The 18,628-nt window shown below is 66.3% G+C and carries 22 protein-coding genes; 11 read left to right on the forward strand and 11 right to left on the reverse strand.

All coding sequences use genetic code 11. The features are described from left to right. Positions 1-5 precede the first annotated feature (5 nt). Positions 6-434: a nuclear transport factor 2 family protein gene (locus ACTG4X_RS12080; protein ID WP_097199554.1), complete on the forward strand. Its 429-nt coding sequence runs from the start codon at positions 6-8 to the stop codon at positions 432-434. After that, complete coding sequence (locus ACTG4X_RS12085; protein ID WP_093059155.1) at positions 424-897, forward strand: MerR family transcriptional regulator; 474 nt, start codon at positions 424-426, stop codon at positions 895-897. Before ACTG4X_RS12080 ends, ACTG4X_RS12085 begins: the two co-directional genes overlap by 11 nt. Here the strand turns inward: ACTG4X_RS12085 and ACTG4X_RS12090 are convergent. The 3 genes from ACTG4X_RS12090 to ACTG4X_RS12100 form a co-directional block, all read right to left on the reverse strand. After that, positions 884-1,243 carry an HPF/RaiA family ribosome-associated protein gene (locus ACTG4X_RS12090; protein ID WP_093059157.1) on the reverse strand — a complete coding sequence of 120 codons (360 nt, stop codon included), beginning with the start codon at positions 1,241-1,243 and terminating at the stop codon, positions 884-886. The genes ACTG4X_RS12085 and ACTG4X_RS12090 overlap by 14 nt on opposite strands. Positions 1,244-1,361: 118 nt before the next feature. After that, the gene (locus ACTG4X_RS12095; RefSeq protein WP_093059159.1) at positions 1,362-1,790 is read right to left on the reverse strand and encodes a CBS domain-containing protein; all 429 of its coding nucleotides are present in this window, start codon (positions 1,788-1,790) and stop codon (positions 1,362-1,364) included. A gap of 147 nt (positions 1,791-1,937) precedes the next feature. After that, the gene (locus ACTG4X_RS12100; protein ID WP_093177794.1) at positions 1,938-2,549 is read right to left on the reverse strand and encodes a cell envelope protein SmpA; all 612 of its coding nucleotides are present in this window, start codon (positions 2,547-2,549) and stop codon (positions 1,938-1,940) included. Between the two features lie 213 nt (positions 2,550-2,762). Here ACTG4X_RS12100 and ylqF point away from each other — a divergent pair, with 213 nt between their 5' ends. Beyond that, entirely contained in the window at positions 2,763-3,725 is a 963-nt protein-coding gene (gene ylqF / locus ACTG4X_RS12105) for a ribosome biogenesis GTPase YlqF (protein WP_093059163.1), read from the forward strand. Between the two features lie 10 nt (positions 3,726-3,735). After that, a complete protein-coding gene (locus ACTG4X_RS12110) occupies positions 3,736-4,329 on the forward strand; it encodes a Crp/Fnr family transcriptional regulator (RefSeq protein WP_097199553.1) in 594 nt (197 codons plus the stop codon). A 356-nt stretch (positions 4,330-4,685) separates the two neighbouring features. On the opposite strand, the gene ACTG4X_RS12115 is transcribed toward ACTG4X_RS12110, so the two are convergent. Further along, positions 4,686-5,723: an IS110 family transposase gene (locus tag ACTG4X_RS12115; RefSeq protein WP_097197991.1), complete on the reverse strand. Its 1,038-nt coding sequence runs from the start codon at positions 5,721-5,723 to the stop codon at positions 4,686-4,688. A gap of 89 nt (positions 5,724-5,812) precedes the next feature. Here ACTG4X_RS12115 and ACTG4X_RS12120 point away from each other — a divergent pair, with 89 nt between their 5' ends. Beyond that, positions 5,813-6,385, forward strand: a complete 573-nt coding sequence (locus ACTG4X_RS12120) for an anthrone oxygenase family protein (RefSeq protein ID WP_440533884.1) — start codon at positions 5,813-5,815, stop codon at positions 6,383-6,385. Here the strand turns inward: ACTG4X_RS12120 and ACTG4X_RS12125 are convergent. Then, positions 6,292-7,110, reverse strand: coding sequence for a hypothetical protein (locus ACTG4X_RS12125; protein ID WP_143696814.1), 819 nt, complete (start codon positions 7,108-7,110; stop codon positions 6,292-6,294). The genes ACTG4X_RS12120 and ACTG4X_RS12125 overlap by 94 nt on opposite strands. A gap of 114 nt (positions 7,111-7,224) precedes the next feature. Between ACTG4X_RS12125 and ACTG4X_RS12130 the strand changes: the two genes are divergently transcribed. Continuing rightward, a complete protein-coding gene (locus ACTG4X_RS12130; RefSeq protein ID WP_097199550.1) occupies positions 7,225-8,319 on the forward strand; it encodes a suppressor of fused domain protein in 1,095 nt (364 codons plus the stop codon). Between the two features lie 138 nt (positions 8,320-8,457). Continuing rightward, positions 8,458-8,892 carry a PaaI family thioesterase gene (locus tag ACTG4X_RS12135; RefSeq protein ID WP_093059173.1) on the forward strand — a complete coding sequence of 145 codons (435 nt, stop codon included), beginning with the start codon at positions 8,458-8,460 and terminating at the stop codon, positions 8,890-8,892. Here the strand turns inward: ACTG4X_RS12135 and ACTG4X_RS12140 are convergent. Beyond that, positions 8,822-10,042, reverse strand: coding sequence for an acyltransferase family protein (locus tag ACTG4X_RS12140; RefSeq protein ID WP_097199549.1), 1,221 nt, complete (start codon positions 10,040-10,042; stop codon positions 8,822-8,824). The two genes, ACTG4X_RS12135 and ACTG4X_RS12140, sit on opposite strands and share 71 nt — an antisense overlap. A gap of 163 nt (positions 10,043-10,205) precedes the next feature. On the opposite strand from ACTG4X_RS12140, the gene ACTG4X_RS12145 reads away from it, so the two are divergent. The 3 genes from ACTG4X_RS12145 to ACTG4X_RS12155 all read left to right on the forward strand — a co-directional run bounded on the left by ACTG4X_RS12145 (position 10,206) and on the right by ACTG4X_RS12155 (position 13,499). Continuing rightward, positions 10,206-11,099: a LytTR family DNA-binding domain-containing protein gene (locus ACTG4X_RS12145; RefSeq protein WP_440533885.1), complete on the forward strand. Its 894-nt coding sequence runs from the start codon at positions 10,206-10,208 to the stop codon at positions 11,097-11,099. A 151-nt stretch (positions 11,100-11,250) separates the two neighbouring features. Further along, entirely contained in the window at positions 11,251-12,453 is a 1,203-nt protein-coding gene (locus ACTG4X_RS12150; RefSeq protein ID WP_093059179.1) for an ammonium transporter, read from the forward strand. Positions 12,454-12,563: 110 nt separating this feature from the next. Beyond that, entirely contained in the window at positions 12,564-13,499 is a 936-nt protein-coding gene (locus ACTG4X_RS12155; RefSeq protein WP_440533886.1) for a succinylglutamate desuccinylase, read from the forward strand. Between the two features lie 6 nt (positions 13,500-13,505). Here the strand turns inward: ACTG4X_RS12155 and ACTG4X_RS12160 are convergent, their stop codons facing one another. From ACTG4X_RS12160 to ACTG4X_RS12175, 4 genes are all read right to left on the reverse strand, one after another. Next, positions 13,506-13,829 (reverse strand): hypothetical protein, encoded by a 324-nt coding sequence (locus ACTG4X_RS12160; RefSeq protein WP_097199545.1) that lies wholly within the window; start codon positions 13,827-13,829, stop codon positions 13,506-13,508. Positions 13,830-13,842: 13 nt separating this feature from the next. Next, on the reverse strand, positions 13,843-14,661 hold the full coding sequence (locus tag ACTG4X_RS12165) for a restriction endonuclease (protein WP_257014886.1): 819 nt from the start codon (positions 14,659-14,661) through the stop codon (positions 13,843-13,845). A 159-nt stretch (positions 14,662-14,820) separates the two neighbouring features. Next, positions 14,821-15,720: a M23 family metallopeptidase gene (locus ACTG4X_RS12170; protein WP_097199543.1), complete on the reverse strand. Its 900-nt coding sequence runs from the start codon at positions 15,718-15,720 to the stop codon at positions 14,821-14,823. Positions 15,721-15,782: 62 nt separating this feature from the next. Next, entirely contained in the window at positions 15,783-16,334 is a 552-nt protein-coding gene (locus tag ACTG4X_RS12175; protein WP_093059185.1) for a pseudouridine synthase, read from the reverse strand. 85 nt (positions 16,335-16,419) lie between these two features. Between ACTG4X_RS12175 and ACTG4X_RS12180 the strand changes: the two genes are divergently transcribed. After that, a complete protein-coding gene (locus ACTG4X_RS12180) occupies positions 16,420-16,722 on the forward strand; it encodes a hypothetical protein (protein WP_179830460.1) in 303 nt (100 codons plus the stop codon). A gap of 19 nt (positions 16,723-16,741) precedes the next feature. Here the strand turns inward: ACTG4X_RS12180 and ACTG4X_RS12185 are convergent, their stop codons facing one another. Continuing rightward, positions 16,742-18,556, reverse strand: a complete 1,815-nt coding sequence (locus ACTG4X_RS12185) for a glutamine--tRNA ligase/YqeY domain fusion protein (RefSeq protein ID WP_097199542.1) — start codon at positions 18,554-18,556, stop codon at positions 16,742-16,744. Positions 18,557-18,628 lie beyond the last annotated feature (72 nt).

Raw genomic sequence — 18,628 nt, forward strand, 5'->3', positions numbered from 1 at the left:
AAGCCATGAACACGATCGACAGCAAGGCCCTGGTCCAGCGCATCCACGACGAGCTGGACAAGGGCAACGGCCAGGTCTTCGTCGACAGCCTTGCCGACGACGCCAGCTGGAAGCTCGAAGGCACCACCCCATGGTCGCGCACCTACCGGGGAAAGAAGGCGATTCGCGAAGAACTGCTGAACCCGCTCTTCGCGCAGTTCGCGGGGCCTTACGTGAGCAAGACCGAGCGCATCATTGCCGAGGGCGACCGGGTGGTGGTGCTGTTCAGCGGCGACGTGCCCACCAAGGCCGGCAAGCGCTACAACAACCGCTACTGCTACGTCTACCGACTCGAAGGAGGCAAGGTGAAAGAGCTGACCGAGTACTTCGACACCGCACTGGTCCAGGAGGCGCTGCAGGCGCCTTCGGCCACGGCGGCCGCCCATGCCGGCTGACACGGGCACGCCTTTTCACATCGGCGAGCTGGCCACGCGCACCGGCCGCACGGTGCACGCCATCCGCTGGTACGAAACGCAGGGCCTCGTGCCCGGCGTGGCGCGCGACGAGGGCGGCCGGCGCCTGTACGTCGAGCTGCACGTCGGCTGGCTCGACCTGATGGAGCGCTTGCGCCGCACCGGCATGTCGATTGCCGAGATGCGCGAATACACCGCGCTGGCGGTGCAGGGCAAGGTCACGCTGCGCCAGCGGCGCGACATGCTCGCGGCCCACCGCGAGCGCGTGACCGAGACCATCGCCGAGTGGAAGCGGGCGCTGTCGCTGGTCGACCGCAAGATCGACTTCTACGACGAGTGGATGGCCAGCGGCCACCGCCCGCCGCTCGTTCCTGCCGAGACGCCCAGCCTGAAGCCGCCGAAACGCGGCAGGCGCAGCGCTGCTGCTGCTGCTACTCCGCGATAAAGCTCGGGTCGGTGCGGATCGAGCCGCGGTCGCGGTGGTTGTGAAGGCGGCCCAGCGTGTTGTCGAGCAAACGCTTGAGCTTGTCGGCCGCGCCGCGGAAGGCCTCGTCGAGGCTGGCCGCGTGCTGTGTTACCGCCAGCGGCTGGTGGTGCGCCAGGCGCGCTTCCATCACGCAGCACTTGTCGCCGCCGCCGGTCTTGTCGTGGTTCTCGTCGCTCAGATGCACCTCGACGCGCGTCACGTCCTCGACGAAACGGCTCAGGTGCTGCTTGATCTCGGTGTCGGCCCAACGCTCCAGCGCGTCCTTGTTGGTGATGCCGTTGCTCGTGTTGACCTGAATCTGCATGCAATGTCCCTGCTGGATGGATGAACGAAAGCCCACTTTGCGCGCCGAAGCGCCGCGGTGCACGTAGGTCTGTTCCCTACCCATGTGCCGGGCAGGGTCCGCAATGCGGCGAGCCGGGTCAGCTCTGGATGTACGTGGTCAGCTGCTCGATGGTGGCCTCGTGGTCCGAGATGATGTCGTCCATCAGGTCTTGGATGGAGATCATGCCGACCACCTTGTCGCCGTCGACCACCGGCAGGTGGCGAAACTTGCGCTGGCTCATCAGCGTCATGCAGGCGCGCGTGCGGGTCTGCGGGGTGACGGTCATCACGTCGGGCGTCATGATCTCGCGCACCTTCACTTCCTTCGAGTTCTTGCCCTGCAGCGCGACCTTGCGGGTGTAGTCGCGTTCGGAGAGAAAGCCCACCAGCTTCTCGCCTTCCATCACCATCAGCGCGCCCACCTCGAAGCGGGCCAGGGTGGCCAGCGCGTCGAACACGCTGGTGTCGGGGGAGGTGCGCCATGCTGCGGAATCATGGCGCTTGAGCAGTTCGGAGACGGGTTTCATCGCGGGTAACTCCATCAAAGGGTTTTCGATTCGACCGACGCTCGGGCGCCGCACTCGGTCAAATCATAGGGGCGATAACTGCCCCCGCGATGCAAAACCCTCTAAGGGATTGCGCGTGTGTGCAAGGCACGCGCAATGCGCGAGAACTTAAGGCTGTTGCGCAGGCGCCGCCGCCAGCACGCGGCTCAGCGCCACAGGGTCGCCCACCACCGCCTTCACGAGGCCCTTCTCGTCGAACTGCACCTGGAACTCCGACCAGCTGTCGCGCCAATAGCGCCACACGGGTGCATCGAGGCTCGGATTCTCGCTGGCCACCGGGTAGGCGATGGCCATCAGCACCTGCTCACGCGTCATGCCGGGCATCACCTTGCCGGCGAGGATGGCGTCGCGGACCGCGGGCGGGAAGGCCGCCATCTTCTGCTTCGGGTCTTCGGTCACCACGTAGCGCTGCGCGAACGCGGGCAGCGGAATGTTGCGGCTGTAGTCGTTCTTGATGCGCTGCGGCTTGCCGGCGAGGTCCAGGCTGAACCAGCGGAAGTCGTAGGCCGTGATGCGCGCCGGCGTGCCCACCGCGACGATGCGCGTGCCCTGCTCGTCGTAGTTGATGTCGCTGATCGAGTCGCCGTAGGTGCGCATGTTGCAGCACAGGAAGCCGCTGACCAGCGGGCCGGGCGGCGGGGAGGGCCGCTGGGCATGGACGACGGACACGGGCACGACGGTGGCTGCCAGCAGGGCGGCAGCGGCAAGGCGCTTGAGCATGGATTTCCCTCGGAGTTGTTGGTATTGCTGCGGGGGCAGCGCGCGGATTCTAGGGTCGAACAAGCCGAAGGCGAAGGCACAATGCCCGGTTGCAGCTATCGAAAGCGTAGCAACAAGCTCCCGTTCAGGTTCCCGGTTCACAATGCGCACCCGGCCCCCTCGGCGGCCCCCCATTCCCAGACAGCCAGACAGCGCGAAAGAAAGAGCCCATCGATGGCGATCCAGTGGTTCCCCGGTCACATGTATTCGACCCAGAAGGCCATCACCGAACGGGTGAAGGACATCGACGTGGTCATCGAGCTGCTCGACGCGCGCCTGCCTGGCTCCAGCGCCAACCCGATGCTGGCCGAACTCACGGCCGGCCGGCCCACGCTCAAGGTGCTCAACAAGCAGGACCTGGCCGACCCCGCGCGCACCGTGCTCTGGCTGGCGCACTACAACGCGCTGCCCGCCACGCGCGCCATCGGCCTGGACGCGAGCCAGACCACGCCCGCGCAACAGCTCGTGAAGGCCTGCCATGAGCTGTCGCCCAACCGCGGCGGCATGGCCAAGCCCATGCGCGTGCTGATCTGCGGCATTCCCAACGTGGGCAAGTCCACCCTCATCAACACGCTCACCGGCGGGCGCAAGGCCAAGACCGGCGACGAGGCCGGCATCACCAAGCTCGAACAGCGCATCACGCTGGCCGACGACTTCTATCTTTGGGACACGCCCGGCATGCTGTGGCCGCGCATCATCGTGCCCAAGAGCGGCTACAACCTCGCGGCCAGCGGTGCGGTGGGGCGCAACGCCTTCGACGAGGAAGAGGTGGCGCTGGAACTGCTCAACTATCTCAAGATGCACTACGCCGCCGGCGTGGCCGCGCGCTTCAAGCTCGTGGAGCTCGACGCCGAGACCATGGCCAGCATGAAGGACGAGTCGCTGCTCGACACCATCGGCCGCAAGCGCGGCGCGCTGCTGGGCAAGGGCAAGGTCAACCTGCAGAAGGCGGCGGAGATCGTGATGCACGAGTTCCGCGCAGGCAACCTCGGGCGCGTCACGCTCGAAACGCCCGACGAGTTCGCGCTGTGGCTGGCCGATGGCCAGCGTGCCGACGCCGAGCGTGCTGCAAAGAAGGCGGCGCGCAAGCAAAAGGGCAAGCCGAAGCCCGAGACTGCGCCCGAACAGGACGCCTGAGGCTGCCGCGATGCCTGCCGTGTCCGATTGGCAGCAGGCGCTGGCGCGGCGCTTTCCCGAACTGGCGCCGGCATCGCTGGCAGCACTCGTCGCCCAGGCGCGCAGCGAGCCGCTGGACGCGCACCAGACCCTGCTGGCGGCCGGCAGCGCCTGGCAGCATGCATTCTGGGTCGAGCGCGGCCTGCTGCGGCTCTTCTACATCGACAGCGAGGGGCGCGAGTCGAACAAGAACTTCCACGCCGAGGACGCGTTCATCTGGCCCGTGACCGAGATGATGCGGCGCGAATCAGCAGCCTTCTTCATCGCGGCGCTGACGCCGGCCACGGTCTGGCGCCTTCCGTATGGCGCGCTGCAGGCTTCGGTGGGTGCGCTGCCTTCGTGGACCGCGCTGCAGTTGCACGCACTGGCCGGGCTGCTCGACGACAAGATGCGGCGCGAGCAGGTCTTCCTGCAGTGCACGGCGCGCCAGCGCTACGAGGCCCTGCTGCGCGAGCGCCCCGAATGGACCGGCCGCATTCCGCTGCGCCATCTGGCGTCGTACCTGGGCATGACCGACGTGTCGCTGTCGCGGCTGCGTGCCGAGATGGGGCTTATCGACGGTTAAGGCGCCGGGCCGCCAGCGGCCCGACAGTGAGGGCCTTTCTGTGCAGGAGGAGCCCCGCCATGTTCTTTCACCCGTCGACGATCCGTACATGGACGCCCCCAAATATGCCAGGCATTCAGTTGATGATGACTTGAAGGTTCGATTGCACCCGTACATTCGGACTTTCGCTGCGGCTTTTCGCCGCTGTCCCTGATGGGGTTTGCTGGTCGGCTCCTCTATCGGTTGTCCGCACTCCGAGTGCCCCGGACGTTTTGGGCTTCGCCAACCACGGTCTAACCTGTTTTGCCATCACTGCGTGATTGCCTGAGCAATCGGTGGTTCAGTCTCCTGCCTTCTGTGTTGATGGGTTGGGTCGGCTACGCAGCGAGCTGCGGCGGCACGTAGTTAGGTCGGAACTCCCGCCCATGGGCTAGCAGTGCCCAGACCGTTCGCACGTTCTTGTTGGCCAGTGCCACAGCAGCCACGTTCGGATGTCGTCGGTTCAGCAGGCTCGCCAGCCACACGTTGGTGTTCACGGCCTTGCGCTGCGCCGCAACAATGGCCGAGCGCGCGCCGTGAATGAGCAAGGTGCGCAGGTACACGTCCCCGCGCTTGCTGATGCCCAGGAGCGTTGGCTTGCCTCCGCTCGAATTCTGCCTCGGCACGAGGCCGAGCCAAGCCGAGAGCTGCCGGCCGTTGTCGAAGCTGTTCGCATCCGCGATGGAGGCCACCAGAGCACTGGCTCCCAGCGGTCCGATGCCGGGAATCTTCTCGAGCCGGAGGCTGAGCTCGCTGCTGCGATGCCAGACCTTGATTTGGTCCTCGAACTCGTCGACCAGCTTGTCCAATTCCTTGAGGTGCTCGGTTAGGCGAGCGATGAGTCGGCGGAACGTTCCGGGCAGCTGGTTGCTCGCGTCTTCAAGCAGCTCGGGGACTTGCTTGGCGACGTGGCAGATGCCCTTCGGGATGACCAGGCCGAACTCGCCCAGGAGGCTGCGAATCTGGTTCGCCTGCGCCGTGCGGGCGATGACAACGCCTTGGCGCGCGCGATGCAGCGACAGCACGGCTTGCTGCTCGACGCTCTTCACCGGCACGAATCGCATGTTGGGTCTGGTGACGGCCTCGCAGATGGCTTCCGCATCAGCCACGTCGTTCTTGTTGCTCTTCACATACGGCTTGACGAACTGTGGCGACATCAAGCGAACCGTGTGGCCGAAGCCCTGCAGGGTTCGCGCCCAGTGGTGGGCGCTGCCGCACGCCTCCATGCCGATGAGACACCGAGGCAAGTTCACGAAGAATGCCGTCATTTGGTCGCGCCGCAGTTGCTTGCGCAACGCGACCTTGCCATGCTCATCCACTGCGTGAACCTGGAACACGTTCTTTGCCAGGTCAATGCCAACAGTCGTAATCTTCATGGTGGACGCCCCTTTCAGTTCAAGTGGTTGCTGACACTTCCACTGTGGCACATCGATGCCGGTACGGGTGGGGGCGTCCATCCCATTGGTTGTCGCTCGCGTGCCATGCGCTCGCCATCTTCTGGCTGGGCGTGATGGCCGGGTTCTTCTGGACCTACAGTGCCAACGTCAACTTCGCCACCCTGCAGATGGACGGCGCCACTTACGCGTTGGTGCAGTCGAGCCTGAACCGCAACGTGCGGCACGCGATGTTCTTCGGCTTCTTCTTCGGCCCGCCGCTGCTGTGCGCGCTGGCCGTGGGCACGGCATGGACCGCGCGCCGCGAGGGCTGGTGGTGGTGCCTGCTGCTGGCCGGTGTGCTCTACGGCCTGGGGATCGTGGTGTTCACGGCGCAGGTCAACCTGCCGCTCAATGTCTACACCGAGTCATGGAACCCGCAAGCGCTGCCATCCGACTGGGCGCAGACGCGCTCGCGCTGGAACGCGGCGAATCTCTGGCGCACAGTCGCCGCCGCGCTGGCCTTCGGGCTGGCGCTCGCGGCACTGTGCGCACGTGCTGTGACAGCAGCTCAGTCCAGCGCGAACAGCGCCCTGGCGGCCTCGTCGAGCGCGGCGACGCGGTGCGAATCGGAGCGCGGGCCAGCGGCCGCCAGCGCGCGCTGATACATCGCAAGGCGCGTGGCCGACACAGGCCGGCACAGCGGCCGCCCCGCCGTTTGCGCCACGCCGCGCCCGGGCACCACGTAGCGACCGGGGTTGAGCCGCGCGAAGCGGATGTACGCCTGCAGCGTCGGGAGCATGTCGGCATGCAGCGCGTCCATGCGCTTTTCCGCCTCCTTGCCGATCTGCGCGTAGCCCTTCGCGTCCTTCGTCACCGGCAGGCCGAGGATGTCGGCCATGTCGATCTCGAAATGCGTGAAGTCGCCGTAGGGGCGCTTGCAGTCGATGAGGAAGCTGAGCCAGTTCGCGCGCCGCAGCAGGCGGATGTGCTCGTCCGTCACGTCGAAGGCCGTGCGCTGCGCGAAGGGCGGCTCGAAGGTGTAGTGCCCGGCGACGAAGCTCGCATGCAGGAAGAAGGCGGTGGTCACGTTCACGAAGCGGTCGAAGGCCGGCGAGCTGCCGCCGTCGAGCAGGTCTTCGTACTGTTCGAGCGACATGTCGGGCGGCACCATGCCCGGCGCGCCCGATTCGCAGTCGATCCACTCGGCCCGGCTGCGGCGGAACCAGTCGATGTCTGCCTGCGTGATCTCGATGCTGCCGGGTGAAGGCTGGGTCGGTGCGGATGCGGCGGGCACGTTTTTCTGCTCGCAGCCCGTTGCGGCGAGCAGGGCGGACGCGGCGCAGGCGGCCGACAGGGCCAATGCGTCCCGCCGATGGATCCATCTCACGTTGCTGTCTCCCGAAAAAAGCAATTCGACGCCTGAGGATGCCACGCCGGCCTGACACGGGCCTGAGGATGGCCCGGTGTAGGCTTGCCGGTCATCGACATCGCAAGGAGCGACATGACGCAAGCAGCGCAGGGCCAGGACGACAACGCTGGCGACGACGAAAACCTCTCGCCGGGCTGGGACGCCATCACCGCCGCACTGGAGCGCCTCTATCCGGGCCAGGAGCCGAAGCACTACGCCACCGTCCTCAAGTGGATGTTCGGCGGGCCCGATCCGCTCGACGGCGTGAGCGTGTGGAAGCGCATGGAGCCGGTGCCGCACTGGCACTACCTCAGCTATGGGCTCAGCGAGCTGTACGCCAAGGAATCGGGCGATGCCGACACCAGCGGCTACGGTTTCGAGCTGACTTTTCGCCTGGCCTGCGAGCCCGACGAGGCCGAACCGCCCGCATGGGCCATCAACTTCCTGCAGAACCTCGCGCGCTACGTGTTCAAGAGCGGCAACGTATTCGACGACGGCCACTGGATGACCGCCAACGGCCCCATCGCGCTGGAGCGCGAGACGCTGATCTGTTCGATGGGCTTCGTGTTCGACCCTGAGCTGCCGGCCATCGACACGCCGAACGGGCGCATGCGCTTTCTCCAGGTCGTCGGGCTGACGGAAGACGAGGAACGGGCATGCAAGCGCTGGGACACGCGCAAGCTGCTTGATGCGCTGCTGCCCGCGATGCCGCTGTGGGTGACCGACCTCGCGCGGCCTTCGCTGCTCGACGACCCCGATGTGCGCCGGCGCGTGGAGGAGGGCGCGGCGCGCGACGGTTCGTCCAGCGGCTTTCTCTTCACCGACGTGCTCGGCTGGGAGACGAGCAAGCGGCTGCTGCGCGCGCCGGTCACCGAGATCACGGTCGGCGCACGCCAGGTCGACGAACTGGTCGCGCTGCTGCCGTTGCGGCTGCCCTTCGGCCGCGGGTTTCATTTCGCGAGCCGCGAGCGCGCGCTGGTCTTCGAGCACGGTGATGCCGACCGCGTGGCCGAAGAAGACGGCAAGCTGACATTGCACCTGAGCGACGCCACCGTGCGCGAACTGGCCCGCACGCTGAAGCCGGTCGCGGGCACGTATGAGGTGCCGGGCTTCGGCGCCGTGCGCTGGAAGGTCCAGAAGACGACGATCAGGGATCCGCAGGGGAATGTGGTGCGCACCGTCGGCTGATTGCCGGTCGGCGCGATGGCTCCCCTGTCGCCAATGCAACTGAGCACGACCCCTTTCGTCACGCGTGTGACGGCGTTTGTCATGAGCGGTTCGTAGAGTGGATCGAACCACTTCTCACCCACTCGCAAAGGACACGCCATGCTCGAAATCGTCAAGGCCACCAACGCGGCCGCTTCCTTCAATCGCTGGGCCGGGATCGAGGCCACCCAGGCCGGCAACGGCGAGGCTGAACTGCGCATGAACTGGCGCGCGGAAGACATGGGGCAGTTCGCCGGCTTCCTCCATGCGGGAATGATCTCCGCGTTGCTCGACACCGTGAGCGGCTACGCGGCCGGCACGCTGGCGGGCCGCGTGATGACTTCGCACTTCTCGGTCAACTTCATGTCGCCCGCGGTGGGCAGTGCCTTCGTGGCGCGCGGGCGCGTGGCGAAGGCCGGGCGCAAGCAGGTGTTTGTCGCGTCCGAGCTCTATGCGCAGCCCGAAGGCAAGGGCGACGATGCGCTCAAGCTCGTGGCGACGGGGAACGCAATCCTCGTTCCCGTGGACGAGCTTCAGCTGAAGCCGCGCGCCTGAGCTTCAGCCCGAACAGCGGCCGCAGCACGTTGAAGCGGCGGATCAGCCCATCCGTCAGCGCCCAGCAGCCGAAAAGCGTCAACGCCACCAGCAGCGCGGGCTCGATCACCGGGCCGAGCGCGAGCGGAGCCAGCGCGGTCACGCCGACGATGATCAGCGTCTGGTGCAGCACGTACCACGGGTACACCGATTCGTTGGCCCAGCGCAGCCAGGGCCACGGGCGGTTCAGGTGGCGGTGGCCATGGCCGAGGATGGTGGCGACGGCCAGCCACAGGTAGAGCATGCGCAGGGTGTCCATCAGCGGGCCGGAGGCCGGGCCCTTCGCGCCTGTGCGCAGCGCGATGAAGATGGCGATCACCGCGACTGCCAGCGCGAAAGACACGCGGCGCAGCCGCTCCAGTTCCTTCCACACGCCGGTGTCCACGCCCATCCAGTAGCCGTAGAGAAACATCGTGAAGTAGAGGCTGTGCAGGTGGAAGTCGCGCACCAGGTTGTGCGTGGCCGGAAAGCGCGAGGCCAGCAGCATCGTGAAGACGAGCAGCGGCACCACAGGCAGCAACAGCAGCTTCCAGCCACGCAGGCCGTTGAAGCCGCGGCGCAGCCACTGGCCGGCGGCGGAGTTCCACAGCGGCAGCGTCAGCGCGACCAGCGCCGTGTAGGTAAAGAGGTAGGGCAGGTACCAGAGATGGTTCCAGGTGATGCCGAACTCCGCGCCATCGAAGGCCCGCTTCGGCCACGGCTCGGCCATCGACAGGTAGCGCAGCAGGAAGGCGCCGAAGCCCGGCGCGACCAGCCCGTTGGCCACGCCCTGCGCATAGGCCTGGTAGGGCACGATCACCGCCATGCCGAAGGCCAGCGGCAGCATCAGCCGCAGGCCTCGGCTGCGCAGCAGGCCCCAGGTGCCCTGGCCCCGGCTGAGGAAGCCGAGCGACACGCCGGAGATCAGGAAGACGAGATCCATGCGCCAGAGGTTCAGGATGCGCATCGGCCACTGCAGCCATTCGGCCGCATGCGGGCTCTTGAGGTGCCACGGCCAGTCGGCCACGTAGTACATGCCTACGTGATAGAGGATGACGAACAGGAAGGCCAGCGCGCGCAGGGCGTCGATGTCGTGGCGGCGATGGTCGGGCGGGAGGTTTTGGGTGGTCATCGGGGGCTCCTTGAAGCTGGAGGCCGCGATGCTCGGCCTCGTGCTCCTCGCGTGGCACGCCCGGGGGATGGATCGCCCCCGCTTTGTGACGAGCGGTGGCCCTGAGGGACGAAAAGGGACGAAATTCGCCGCCCCAAGGCCCGTTTTCGGGAGAATCCCGGCCATGGGAGACCCCCGCAAGAACCTGTACGAGCGCTACGAGCCAGTCCGCCGCTACGTGGAGGTGGCGTTCTGGATCGTTCTGATGACGCTTCAGGCCGTGTTCAGCACGATGGTGGCGATCGTCGACGTGCGCACGCGCGCCGTGCCGCGTGCCAACTGGGAGGTCGCGACCTGGGAGGGTTCGAGCCACCTGGTGCTGTTGCTGCTGGTTCCGGCGCTGGTTGCCGTCGAGCGCCGGTTGTCGCCGCTGGTGCGCACCCACGTGCTGCGCTTCGTGGCCTGGCATGCGGTGGCCAGCGTGGTCTTCAGCGTGATCCACGTGGTGGGCATGTTCGGGCTGCGGGCGCTGGTCTATGCCATGGCCGGCGAGCGCTACGACTTCGGCGGCTGGGTCAGCCAGTGGGGCTACGAGTACCTGAAGGACGTGCGGGTGTACGCGAGCATCGTCTTCGGCATCTGGGCGTACCGGCTGTTCATGCTGCGGCTGCAGGGCGAGGCGCGGGTGCTCGATGCGCCCGAAGCCCCGCCGGAACCGGAGCCCGCCGAACCCGAAACCCCGCAGCCCGCGCGCCCCGAGCGCTTTCTGGTGCGCAAGCTGCGTCGCGAATTCCTCATCGCGGCTACCGACATCGACTGGCTCCAGGCCGAGGGCAACTACGTCGGCCTGCACGTCAACGGCCACGACTACCTGCTGCGCGCCACGCTCACCGACTTCCTGACCCAGCTCGACCCCGCCCGCTTCGTGCGCGTGCACCGCAGCCACGCCGTGAACCTGGGTCGCATCAAGGAAATCGAGCCGCTGGATGGCGGCGACGCCCGGCTGCACATGCACGACGGCACCACCGTGCCCTGCAGCCGCCGCTACCGGGACGCGCTGCGCGCCGGGGCGGGCTGATCCGGTGCATCGCGGGCTGAGTAAAGCCCGCTATTGGTTCACAACGCACCATCGAAGAGCTTTGGGCACCATTTTTGCTTCATTGGCCCGCCGCTCCGGGTGATTCGGGTGCGGCGCACCAATTCAAACCAAAAATCAGCAAGAAGCTCCAATGGACGCACTCAAACAGGGCGCAGACGCGCTGTTCATCCTTCTCGGCGCCATCATGGTCCTGGCCATGCACGCCGGTTTTGCTTTTCTCGAACTGGGGACAGTGCGCAAGAAGAACCAGGTCAATGCGCTGGTGAAGATCCTGGTCGACTTCTCGGTCTCGACCATCGTGTATTTCCTGGTGGGCTATGGCGTGGCCTACGGCACGCATTTCTTCGTGAGCGCCACCGAACTGTCGGCAAGAAGCGGCTACGAGCTGGTGAAATTCTTCTTCCTGCTCACCTTCGCGGCGGCCATCCCGGCCATCATTTCGGGCGGCATTGCCGAGCGCGCCAAGTTCTGGCCGCAGCTGATCGCCACGGCGGTGATCGTCGGCTTCGTCTACCCGCTGTACGAGGGCATCGCCTGGAACAAGCACTTCGGCATCCAGGGCTGGATTGCCTCGCTCACCGGCCATGAGTTTCATGACTTTGCGGGCTCGGTGGTAGTGCACGCGGTGGGCGGCTGGCTGGCGCTGCCGGCGGTGCTGCTGCTGGGCGCGCGGCGCAACCGCTACCGGGGCGACGGCTCGCTGAGCGCGCATCCGCCGTCGAACATTCCGTTCCTGGCGCTGGGCGCGTGGGTGCTGTGCGTAGGCTGGTTCGGCTTCAACGTGATGAGCGCGCAGAGCATCGACAAGATCTCGGGCCTGGTGGCCGTCAACTCGCTGATGGCGATGGTCGGCGGCACGCTGGTGGCGCTGGCAATGGGCAAGAACGACCCGGGCTTCGTCTACAACGGCCCGCTCGCGGGGCTCGTGGCCGTGTGCGCCGGCTCCGACCTGATGCACCCGCTGGGCGCGCTGGTGGTGGGCGGCGTGGCGGGCGCCATCTTCGTCAAGATGTTCACGCTCACGCAGAACAAATGGAAGATCGACGACGTGCTCGGTGTGTGGCCGCTGCACGGCCTGTGCGGCACCTGGGGCGGTATAGCGGCGGGCATCTTCGGCACGCAGGCGCTGGGCGGCATCGGCGGTGTGAACGTGTGGGCGCAGCTCATCGGCACCGTCATCGGCGTGGCATGGGCGGGGCTGGCGGGCGCGGCGGTGTACGGCGCGCTGAAGGCCTCGCTGGGGCTGCGGCTGTCGCAGGAGGAGGAATACGACGGCGCCGATCTGTCGATTCACCACATCTCGGCCACGCCGGAGCGTGAGGTCAACTGGTAGTCACCAGTGCGGCAGGGCGGGTCTGTGTTTGCTTCGCGCAGGGCCGCTCAGCACGAACGCGCGCCCTGTAGCAAACTTGCCGGACCGCTTCGTTCCATTTTCTGACGCCCATGACCCAATCTCCCCCCGCCCTCGAAGTCCTCCCCCGCGACCTCTCCGCCTACCGCAAGGGCAACACCGGCGTCGACTACGTGCACCGCTTCGAGTCCGGCAAGCCCGGCCCGCACGTGCTGATCAACGCGCTGACGCACGGCAACGAGATCTGCGGCATGACGGCGGCCACGCACCTGCTCGACAACGACGTGCGCCCGAAGGTCGGCACGCTCACCGTGAGTTTTGCCAACGTGGCAGCGTACGAGTCCTTCAACGAAGCTCTGCCCTTCGACAGCCGCCAGCTCGTGCACAACCTCAACCGCATCTGGTCACCCGAGTGGCTCGATGGCACTGAAGACAGCCCCGAGCTGAGCCGTGCGCGCATCCTGCGTCCGGTGGTGGACGCGGCCGATCACATCCTCGACATCCATTCGACCAGCCAGCCCGTCGTGCCGTTCTGGGTGTACCCGGCATTCGAGCGCAACGCCAAGGTCGCACTGGCCATCGGCCGCCCGTCGGTGCACCTCGTGATGCCCGACGGCCTGGGCTCGGGCACGCCGCTGATCCAGTACGGCAGCCACGGCGGCCCGGACGGCAAGGGCGTGGCGATGGTGGTCGAGTGCGGCCAGCACTTCTTGCGCTCCGCCTCGGAACTGGCCACAGCCGTCACCTACGACTTCCTTGCGTACTTCGGCCTCGTCGAGAAGGACCCGGCCACGCCGCCGCCCGAACCGCAGCGGCGCTTTCAGCTGCTGCAGACGTATGTCATCAAGTCGGCGGACTTTGCGTTCGTGCGGCCGCTGATCGGCTTCGAGAACTTTGCGAAGGGCGAGTTGATCGCGACAAACGGCGACGAGGAAATCCGCGCGCTGTGCGACGACTGCACGATCTTCATGCCGGCGCAGCGCGCGATCGTGGGGCGCGAGGCTGTGTATCTGACGAAGCCGATTTGAGATTCGTCAGCAGATCAACAGGTGCACAGGCTTGCCTGCGGTGCTGTAGTCGGCATGCCAGTAGTGCGGGTCATTGCAGAGGCTGAACGTGGCCTCTGCATTCGCATGGCCACTGCCGAACTGGTCGCGCAGGGTGACGTGCACTGAGCCCAGGTCAGGCCAGTCGATGCCGGCGTCGCTGACGCGGTTGCCTGACGCGACTTCGGCCGCGACGATTTTCTGCAGCGCGGGGTGCAGGCGGGTGTTGAGCAGGGCGAGGGTGTCGCGGCGCGAGGCAAGCGAGACCGATGCGTCGAGGCAGGCCTCGGTGAAGAGCGAATTTTCGGGCACGACCGGTGAGAGACTATGCCGCCGCGACGGCCTTGGCCTTTGGGATCGTCTTACCCCTGCACCTGGGGTAGTTGGCGCAACCCCAAAAACTGCCTTCATTCTTGGTCGATTTTTTCTCGACCATCTTGGTGCCGCAACTCGCACAAGTAGGACGCCAGTATTCGCCTTCATACGCAACCGCGAGCAATGCCATTTGTTGCTCGGGCGTGCGCTGGCTGATTAGCTTGAGCAGTGCGGCACCGTCCTGTGCGTGGATGCCATTCGCCTTGGCGAATGCGATGGCATCTTCGGAGAACGTGGAGCTCGTGACGTAGGTGCCGCTCTTCAACTGGTGCGAGGCCATCACCCCGAAGAACTCGCGCATCTCCTTGACGCCGACCATCTTGCTTTGCCAGTGTTTGCACTGGACGATACGCGGCACATCGCTGTGCTTGGATTGAAGCCAGATATCGATACCGCCGTCCGCGCCATGCGACTGACTGCGCGTGGTGAAGCCGGCCTGTGCGTAGAGTGCTTCGCACACGGCCTCGAATCTGCGCCACTCGATGTCGGCAAGCACGGAAGGGCTCCACTGCGATTTCATCTGTCGTGCCGGCGTCGATGGCGTGGACTGCGAAGGCTCCGATGCAAAGACTGGTTTAGCTGGATCGGCCAGAACCTTTGCTGGCGCTGCGGTGCGGGTAGTGACGTAGTTCAGTCCAACCAGCACTACGCCTATTGCCAGTGCCGCCCAGCCCGCCGGGCGAAATGCAGGGCCAAGCGCTCCTGAAAGAACATCCTTCATCAGCAAAGGCAAGACCGTCAGCAGCAGGATACCGATGAGGATCGCCATCCATCCCTTGCCCGCCAGTTCTCGTCGTGCGCGCTCGCGGCGTCGCTCGGACTTTGTTTGTCTAGCCATTGCTTGGTCCCACCTCACTCCAGGAATGGGCGAGTGTATGAGTCCAGTGGACGGCAGGATTTAGGGTAAGTGCTCAGGCCGGTCAGTGTCTCAGGCCGCGATGAACAGCGCCGGGTCCACCATCGCCCGGTTCAGCATCACGGACCAATGCAGGTGCGGCCCAGTCACCCGGCCGGTCGCACCCACGGCAGCCAGCGGCTCGCCTGTCTTCAGCATGTCGCCGACCTTCACATCGACCCGGCTCAGATGGCAGTACATCGTGAGCAAGCCGCCACCATGGTCGAGCCACACGGTGCCGCCGTTGAAGAAATAGTCCCCTGTGTCGATCACCTTGCCGGGTAGCGGCGCCAGCACCGGCGTGCCTGTGCCCGCCGCGATGTCCATCCCGCTGTGCGGATTGCGCGACTGGCCGTTGAACACCCGGCGCAGGCCGAATGAACTTGAGCGGCGGCCCGGCACGGGCACGCGCATCTGCAGTGACGTATCCGCCCGCATGTCCGTGAGCGTGGCCATCACGGTGGCCTGGTGGTCGCGTTCGCGCTCGTAGCGGGCCTGGTCCTCGGGCGACAGGTCGACCGTGCGGGGCGCCACCGTCAGGCGTTGTTCGCGGTATTGCTTCGGGGCCACCGTGTAGGCGATCTGGCGCTCGGGCTTGCCTTCGGCGCGCATCGCGATGCCGGCCTCGCCGGGTTCGGCTGCGAGCGGAATGCCGACCAGTGCGGTCCATTCGATGGCGTCGCCCAGCACGAGCAGGGGCACGTCGCCCGCGAAGGCCTGAGGCCGCTTCGCCGATGGGCCGAGCGACAAGCGGGCCACGCCGCCCGGCACCTGGGACGCGTGTGGCCACACGCCGGGCTGCGCCGGTTGTTTCTTCGTCTTGGCCGGTGTCGCGGCGTTGGCGTGCGTTGGGGGCAATGCAAGCAAGCCGATGACGCCGAGCAGGGTGCTGCGGCGATTCAGGACGACGGGAGCGAGATCGGGGATGTGCATGGAAGAGGCTTGAAGAATGAATGAAGGTTGTACGGCTGTTCGTGCGTCGCCGCGCCGGTTGTCTATTCGCGCCAGGTGCCGGGCGCCAGTCCGTCGAGCGTATGAGGCCCGATGGCGGCGCGGATCAGGCGCAGTGTCGGCAGCCCCACGGCCGCCGTCATGCGCCGCACCTGGCGGTTGCGGCCTTCGCTGATCGCCAGCTCCAGCCACGCGGTGGGAATGCTCTTGCGCTCGCGAATGGGCGGCTGTCGCTCCCACACTTCGGGCGGTGGGTCGAGCAGGCGTGCCCTCGCGGGGCGTGTGAGGCCGTCGTTGAGCTGCACGCCGCTGCGCAAGGAGGTGAGTGCCGCTTCGGTCGGCACGCCCTCCACCTGCACCCAGTAGATCTTCTCCATCTTGAAGCGCGGATCGGCGATGCGTGCCTGGAGCTTGCCGTCGTCAGTAAGCAGCAGCAGGCCCTCGCTGTCGGCATCGAGACGGCCGGCGACGTAGACGTCAGGGATGTCGATGAAGTCTTTCAGGCCACGCCAGCGGCCTTCGGGCGTGAACTGGCTGAGTACGCCGTAAGGCTTGTTGAAGCGGATCAGGCGGGAAGAAGGGCTCGGAAAATTCATTGGCCGACAGGATAGCCCGGGTCTGTCCTGCAACATTCGATGGCCCTGGTGGCTCCAATCGGTTCATCACACAGGAGAACCTGGAATGACGATGCGAAGCTCCATCCATCTTGCCTGCGCCGCGATTGCAGGCCTTCTGCTGGCGGCGTGCAACAGCCCAGGTATCCGCGTGGGCGGCGCGCCCGAGGCGAGCGTCAAGAACTGTGTGGCTGCGGCTGCGCGCGAACTCAGGGTGCCGCCGGGCAGCATCGTCGCGGACAAGGGGACGACGCCGCGCGACGGCGTCTACACGATCAACCTGAAGGTCGGGCCGCAGGGCCGCTCCGCCGTGTGCACCACCGATGAGAACAGCGCGGTGATCGGCGTGGTCTACAAGCGGCCCGAATAAGCAGCGCAGAACGACCGGGTTACTTGCCCCAGCTGTCCCGCATGCCGGCCGCGCGGTTGAACACCAGCTTGCCGTCCGTGCCGCCCTTCGAATCGCGCACGAAGTACCCGTGCCGCTCGAACTGGATCCCGACGCCCGGTTCGGCCTTGGCCAGCGAAGGCTCGACGAATGCCGAGCAGACTTCAAGGCTCTGCTTGTTCAGCTCGTCCAGCAGCTCGCCGCTGCCCGGGTTCGCTGCCGCGAACAGCCGCTCGTACAGCCGCACTTCGGCCTGCACCGCATCCGCAGCCGCCACCCAGGTGATGTTGCCCTTCACCTTGATCGCGTCCGCGCCCGGCGTGCCGCTCTTGGTGTCGGGCACCAGCGTGGCCTGCACTTCGACGAGCTTGCCGCTCGCATCCTTTGTGCCGCCGGTGCATTCGATGACGTGGCCGTACTTCAGCCGCACCTTGTTGCCGGGGAACAGGCGGAAGAAGCCCTTGGGCTGCACTTCTTCGTAGTCGGTGCGTTCGATCCACACCTCGCGGCCGAGCTTGAAGTCGCGCTTGCCCATTTCGGGGTGATGCGGGTGCACGGGCGCCGAGCAGTCGTCGAGCACGTCGTCGCCGCCCATCAGCTCGCCCCAGTTGGTGATGACGAGCTTCACCGGGTCGAGCACGGCCATGGCGCGCGGGGCGACGGGGTCGAGGGTGTCGCGCAGCGCGGCTTCGAGGCTGGCGTAGTCGATCCAGCCGCCCGACTTGGTGGTGCCGCTGCGCTCGCAGAACAGGCGCAGCGCCTCGGGCGTGTAGCCGCGGCGGCGCAGGCCGGCAATGGTGGGCATGCGCGGGTCGTCCCAGCCGTCTACGTATTTTTCTTCGACCAGCTGGCGCAGCTTGCGCTTGCTGGTGAGCACGTGGGTCACGTTGAGGCGCGCGAATTCGTACTGGCGCGGGTGCGGGCTGGCGACGAGGCCGCCTTCGGCGAGGCGGTCGAGCAGCCAGTCGTAGAAGGGGCGCTGGTCTTCGAATTCCAGGGTGCAGATGGAGTGGGTGATCTGCTCCAGCGCATCTTCGATGGGGTGCGCGTAGGTGTACATCGGGTAGATGCACCACTTGTCGCCGGTGTTGTGGTGGGTGGCCCGGCGCACGCGGTACAGCGCGGGGTCGCGCATGTTGATGTTGGTGCTGGCCATGTCGATCCTGGCGCGCAGGATGGCGGCGCCGTCGGCCACCTGGCCGTCGCGCATGGCGCGGAAGCGCGCCAGGTTTTCTTCGGGCGTGCGGGTGCGGAAGGGGCTGTCGGTGCCGGGCGTGTTGAAGTCGCCGCGGTTCGCGCGCACTTCGTCGGCGGTTTGCTCGTCTACGTAGGCGAGGCCGGCGCCGATGAGGTATTCGGCGGCCTCGTACATGAAGTCGAAGTAGTCGCTCGCGAAGTATTCGTGCGGCTGCAGCGTGCCGGGGGCGCTGGGGCGGTCGGCCAGGTAGGTTTCGTAGCCGAGCCACTTCACCGCGTCGCGGATGGAGTCGACGTATTCCTGGTCTTCCTTCTCGGGGTTGGTATCGTCGAAGCGAAGGTGGCTCACGCCGCCGTATTCCTTGGCCAGCTCGAAATTGAGCCAGATGCTCTTGGCGTGGCCGATGTGCAGGTAGCCGTTGGGCTCGGGCGGAAAGCGCATGCGCACCTTGGCCGGATCGACCATGCCCTGGGCATGATGGGCGGCGTTGCCGGGCGAACCGCCCCATTTGCGGCCAGAATAGGCACCCTGTGCGAGGTCGTTCTCGATCACGTGGCGCAGGAAATTGCTCGGAGCAGCGGTCGTTTTGGCGCCGTTTTTGTCGGTCGGGGAGGTCATCGTTGCATTTTAGGGGGCACCCCCTATGAGTTACCTTTGGCAACGTTCTTCACATTGCCCGGTGCACCCCCT

It is taken from the genome of Variovorax sp. YR566 (genome assembly GCF_051992195.1).
In the GTDB taxonomy this organism is placed as follows: Bacteria; Pseudomonadota; Gammaproteobacteria; order Burkholderiales; family Burkholderiaceae_C; genus Variovorax.

Excerpts from the sequence above, each read along its gene's own strand:
- ACTG4X_RS12135 (WP_093059173.1), top strand. The coding sequence starts at position 8,458 with ATGCTCGAAATCGTCAAGGCCACCAACGCGGCCGCTTCCTTCAATCGC.
- ACTG4X_RS12130 (WP_097199550.1), top strand. The coding sequence starts at position 7,225 with ATGACGCAAGCAGCGCAGGGCCAGGACGACAACGCTGGCGACGACGAA.
- ACTG4X_RS12080 (WP_097199554.1), top strand. The coding sequence starts at position 6 with ATGAACACGATCGACAGCAAGGCCCTGGTCCAGCGCATCCACGACGAG.
- ACTG4X_RS12085 (WP_093059155.1), top strand. The coding sequence starts at position 424 with ATGCCGGCTGACACGGGCACGCCTTTTCACATCGGCGAGCTGGCCACG.
- ACTG4X_RS12185 (WP_097199542.1), bottom strand. The coding sequence starts at position 18,556 with ATGACCTCCCCGACCGACAAAAACGGCGCCAAAACGACCGCTGCTCCG.
- ACTG4X_RS12155 (WP_440533886.1), top strand. The coding sequence starts at position 12,564 with ATGACCCAATCTCCCCCCGCCCTCGAAGTCCTCCCCCGCGACCTCTCC.
- ACTG4X_RS12140 (WP_097199549.1), bottom strand. The coding sequence starts at position 10,042 with ATGACCACCCAAAACCTCCCGCCCGACCATCGCCGCCACGACATCGAC.
- ACTG4X_RS12145 (WP_440533885.1), top strand. The coding sequence starts at position 10,206 with ATGGGAGACCCCCGCAAGAACCTGTACGAGCGCTACGAGCCAGTCCGC.
- ACTG4X_RS12175 (WP_093059185.1), bottom strand. The coding sequence starts at position 16,334 with ATGAATTTTCCGAGCCCTTCTTCCCGCCTGATCCGCTTCAACAAGCCT.
- ACTG4X_RS12090 (WP_093059157.1), bottom strand. The coding sequence starts at position 1,243 with ATGCAGATTCAGGTCAACACGAGCAACGGCATCACCAACAAGGACGCG.
- ACTG4X_RS12110 (WP_097199553.1), top strand. The coding sequence starts at position 3,736 with ATGCCTGCCGTGTCCGATTGGCAGCAGGCGCTGGCGCGGCGCTTTCCC.
- ACTG4X_RS12100 (WP_093177794.1), bottom strand. The coding sequence starts at position 2,549 with ATGCTCAAGCGCCTTGCCGCTGCCGCCCTGCTGGCAGCCACCGTCGTG.
- ACTG4X_RS12115 (WP_097197991.1), bottom strand. The coding sequence starts at position 5,723 with ATGAAGATTACGACTGTTGGCATTGACCTGGCAAAGAACGTGTTCCAG.
- ACTG4X_RS12165 (WP_257014886.1), bottom strand. The coding sequence starts at position 14,661 with ATGGCGATCCTCATCGGTATCCTGCTGCTGACGGTCTTGCCTTTGCTG.
- ACTG4X_RS12170 (WP_097199543.1), bottom strand. The coding sequence starts at position 15,720 with ATGCACATCCCCGATCTCGCTCCCGTCGTCCTGAATCGCCGCAGCACC.
- ACTG4X_RS12150 (WP_093059179.1), top strand. The coding sequence starts at position 11,251 with ATGGACGCACTCAAACAGGGCGCAGACGCGCTGTTCATCCTTCTCGGC.
- ACTG4X_RS12180 (WP_179830460.1), top strand. The coding sequence starts at position 16,420 with ATGACGATGCGAAGCTCCATCCATCTTGCCTGCGCCGCGATTGCAGGC.
- ACTG4X_RS12095 (WP_093059159.1), bottom strand. The coding sequence starts at position 1,790 with ATGAAACCCGTCTCCGAACTGCTCAAGCGCCATGATTCCGCAGCATGG.
- ylqF (WP_093059163.1), top strand. The coding sequence starts at position 2,763 with ATGGCGATCCAGTGGTTCCCCGGTCACATGTATTCGACCCAGAAGGCC.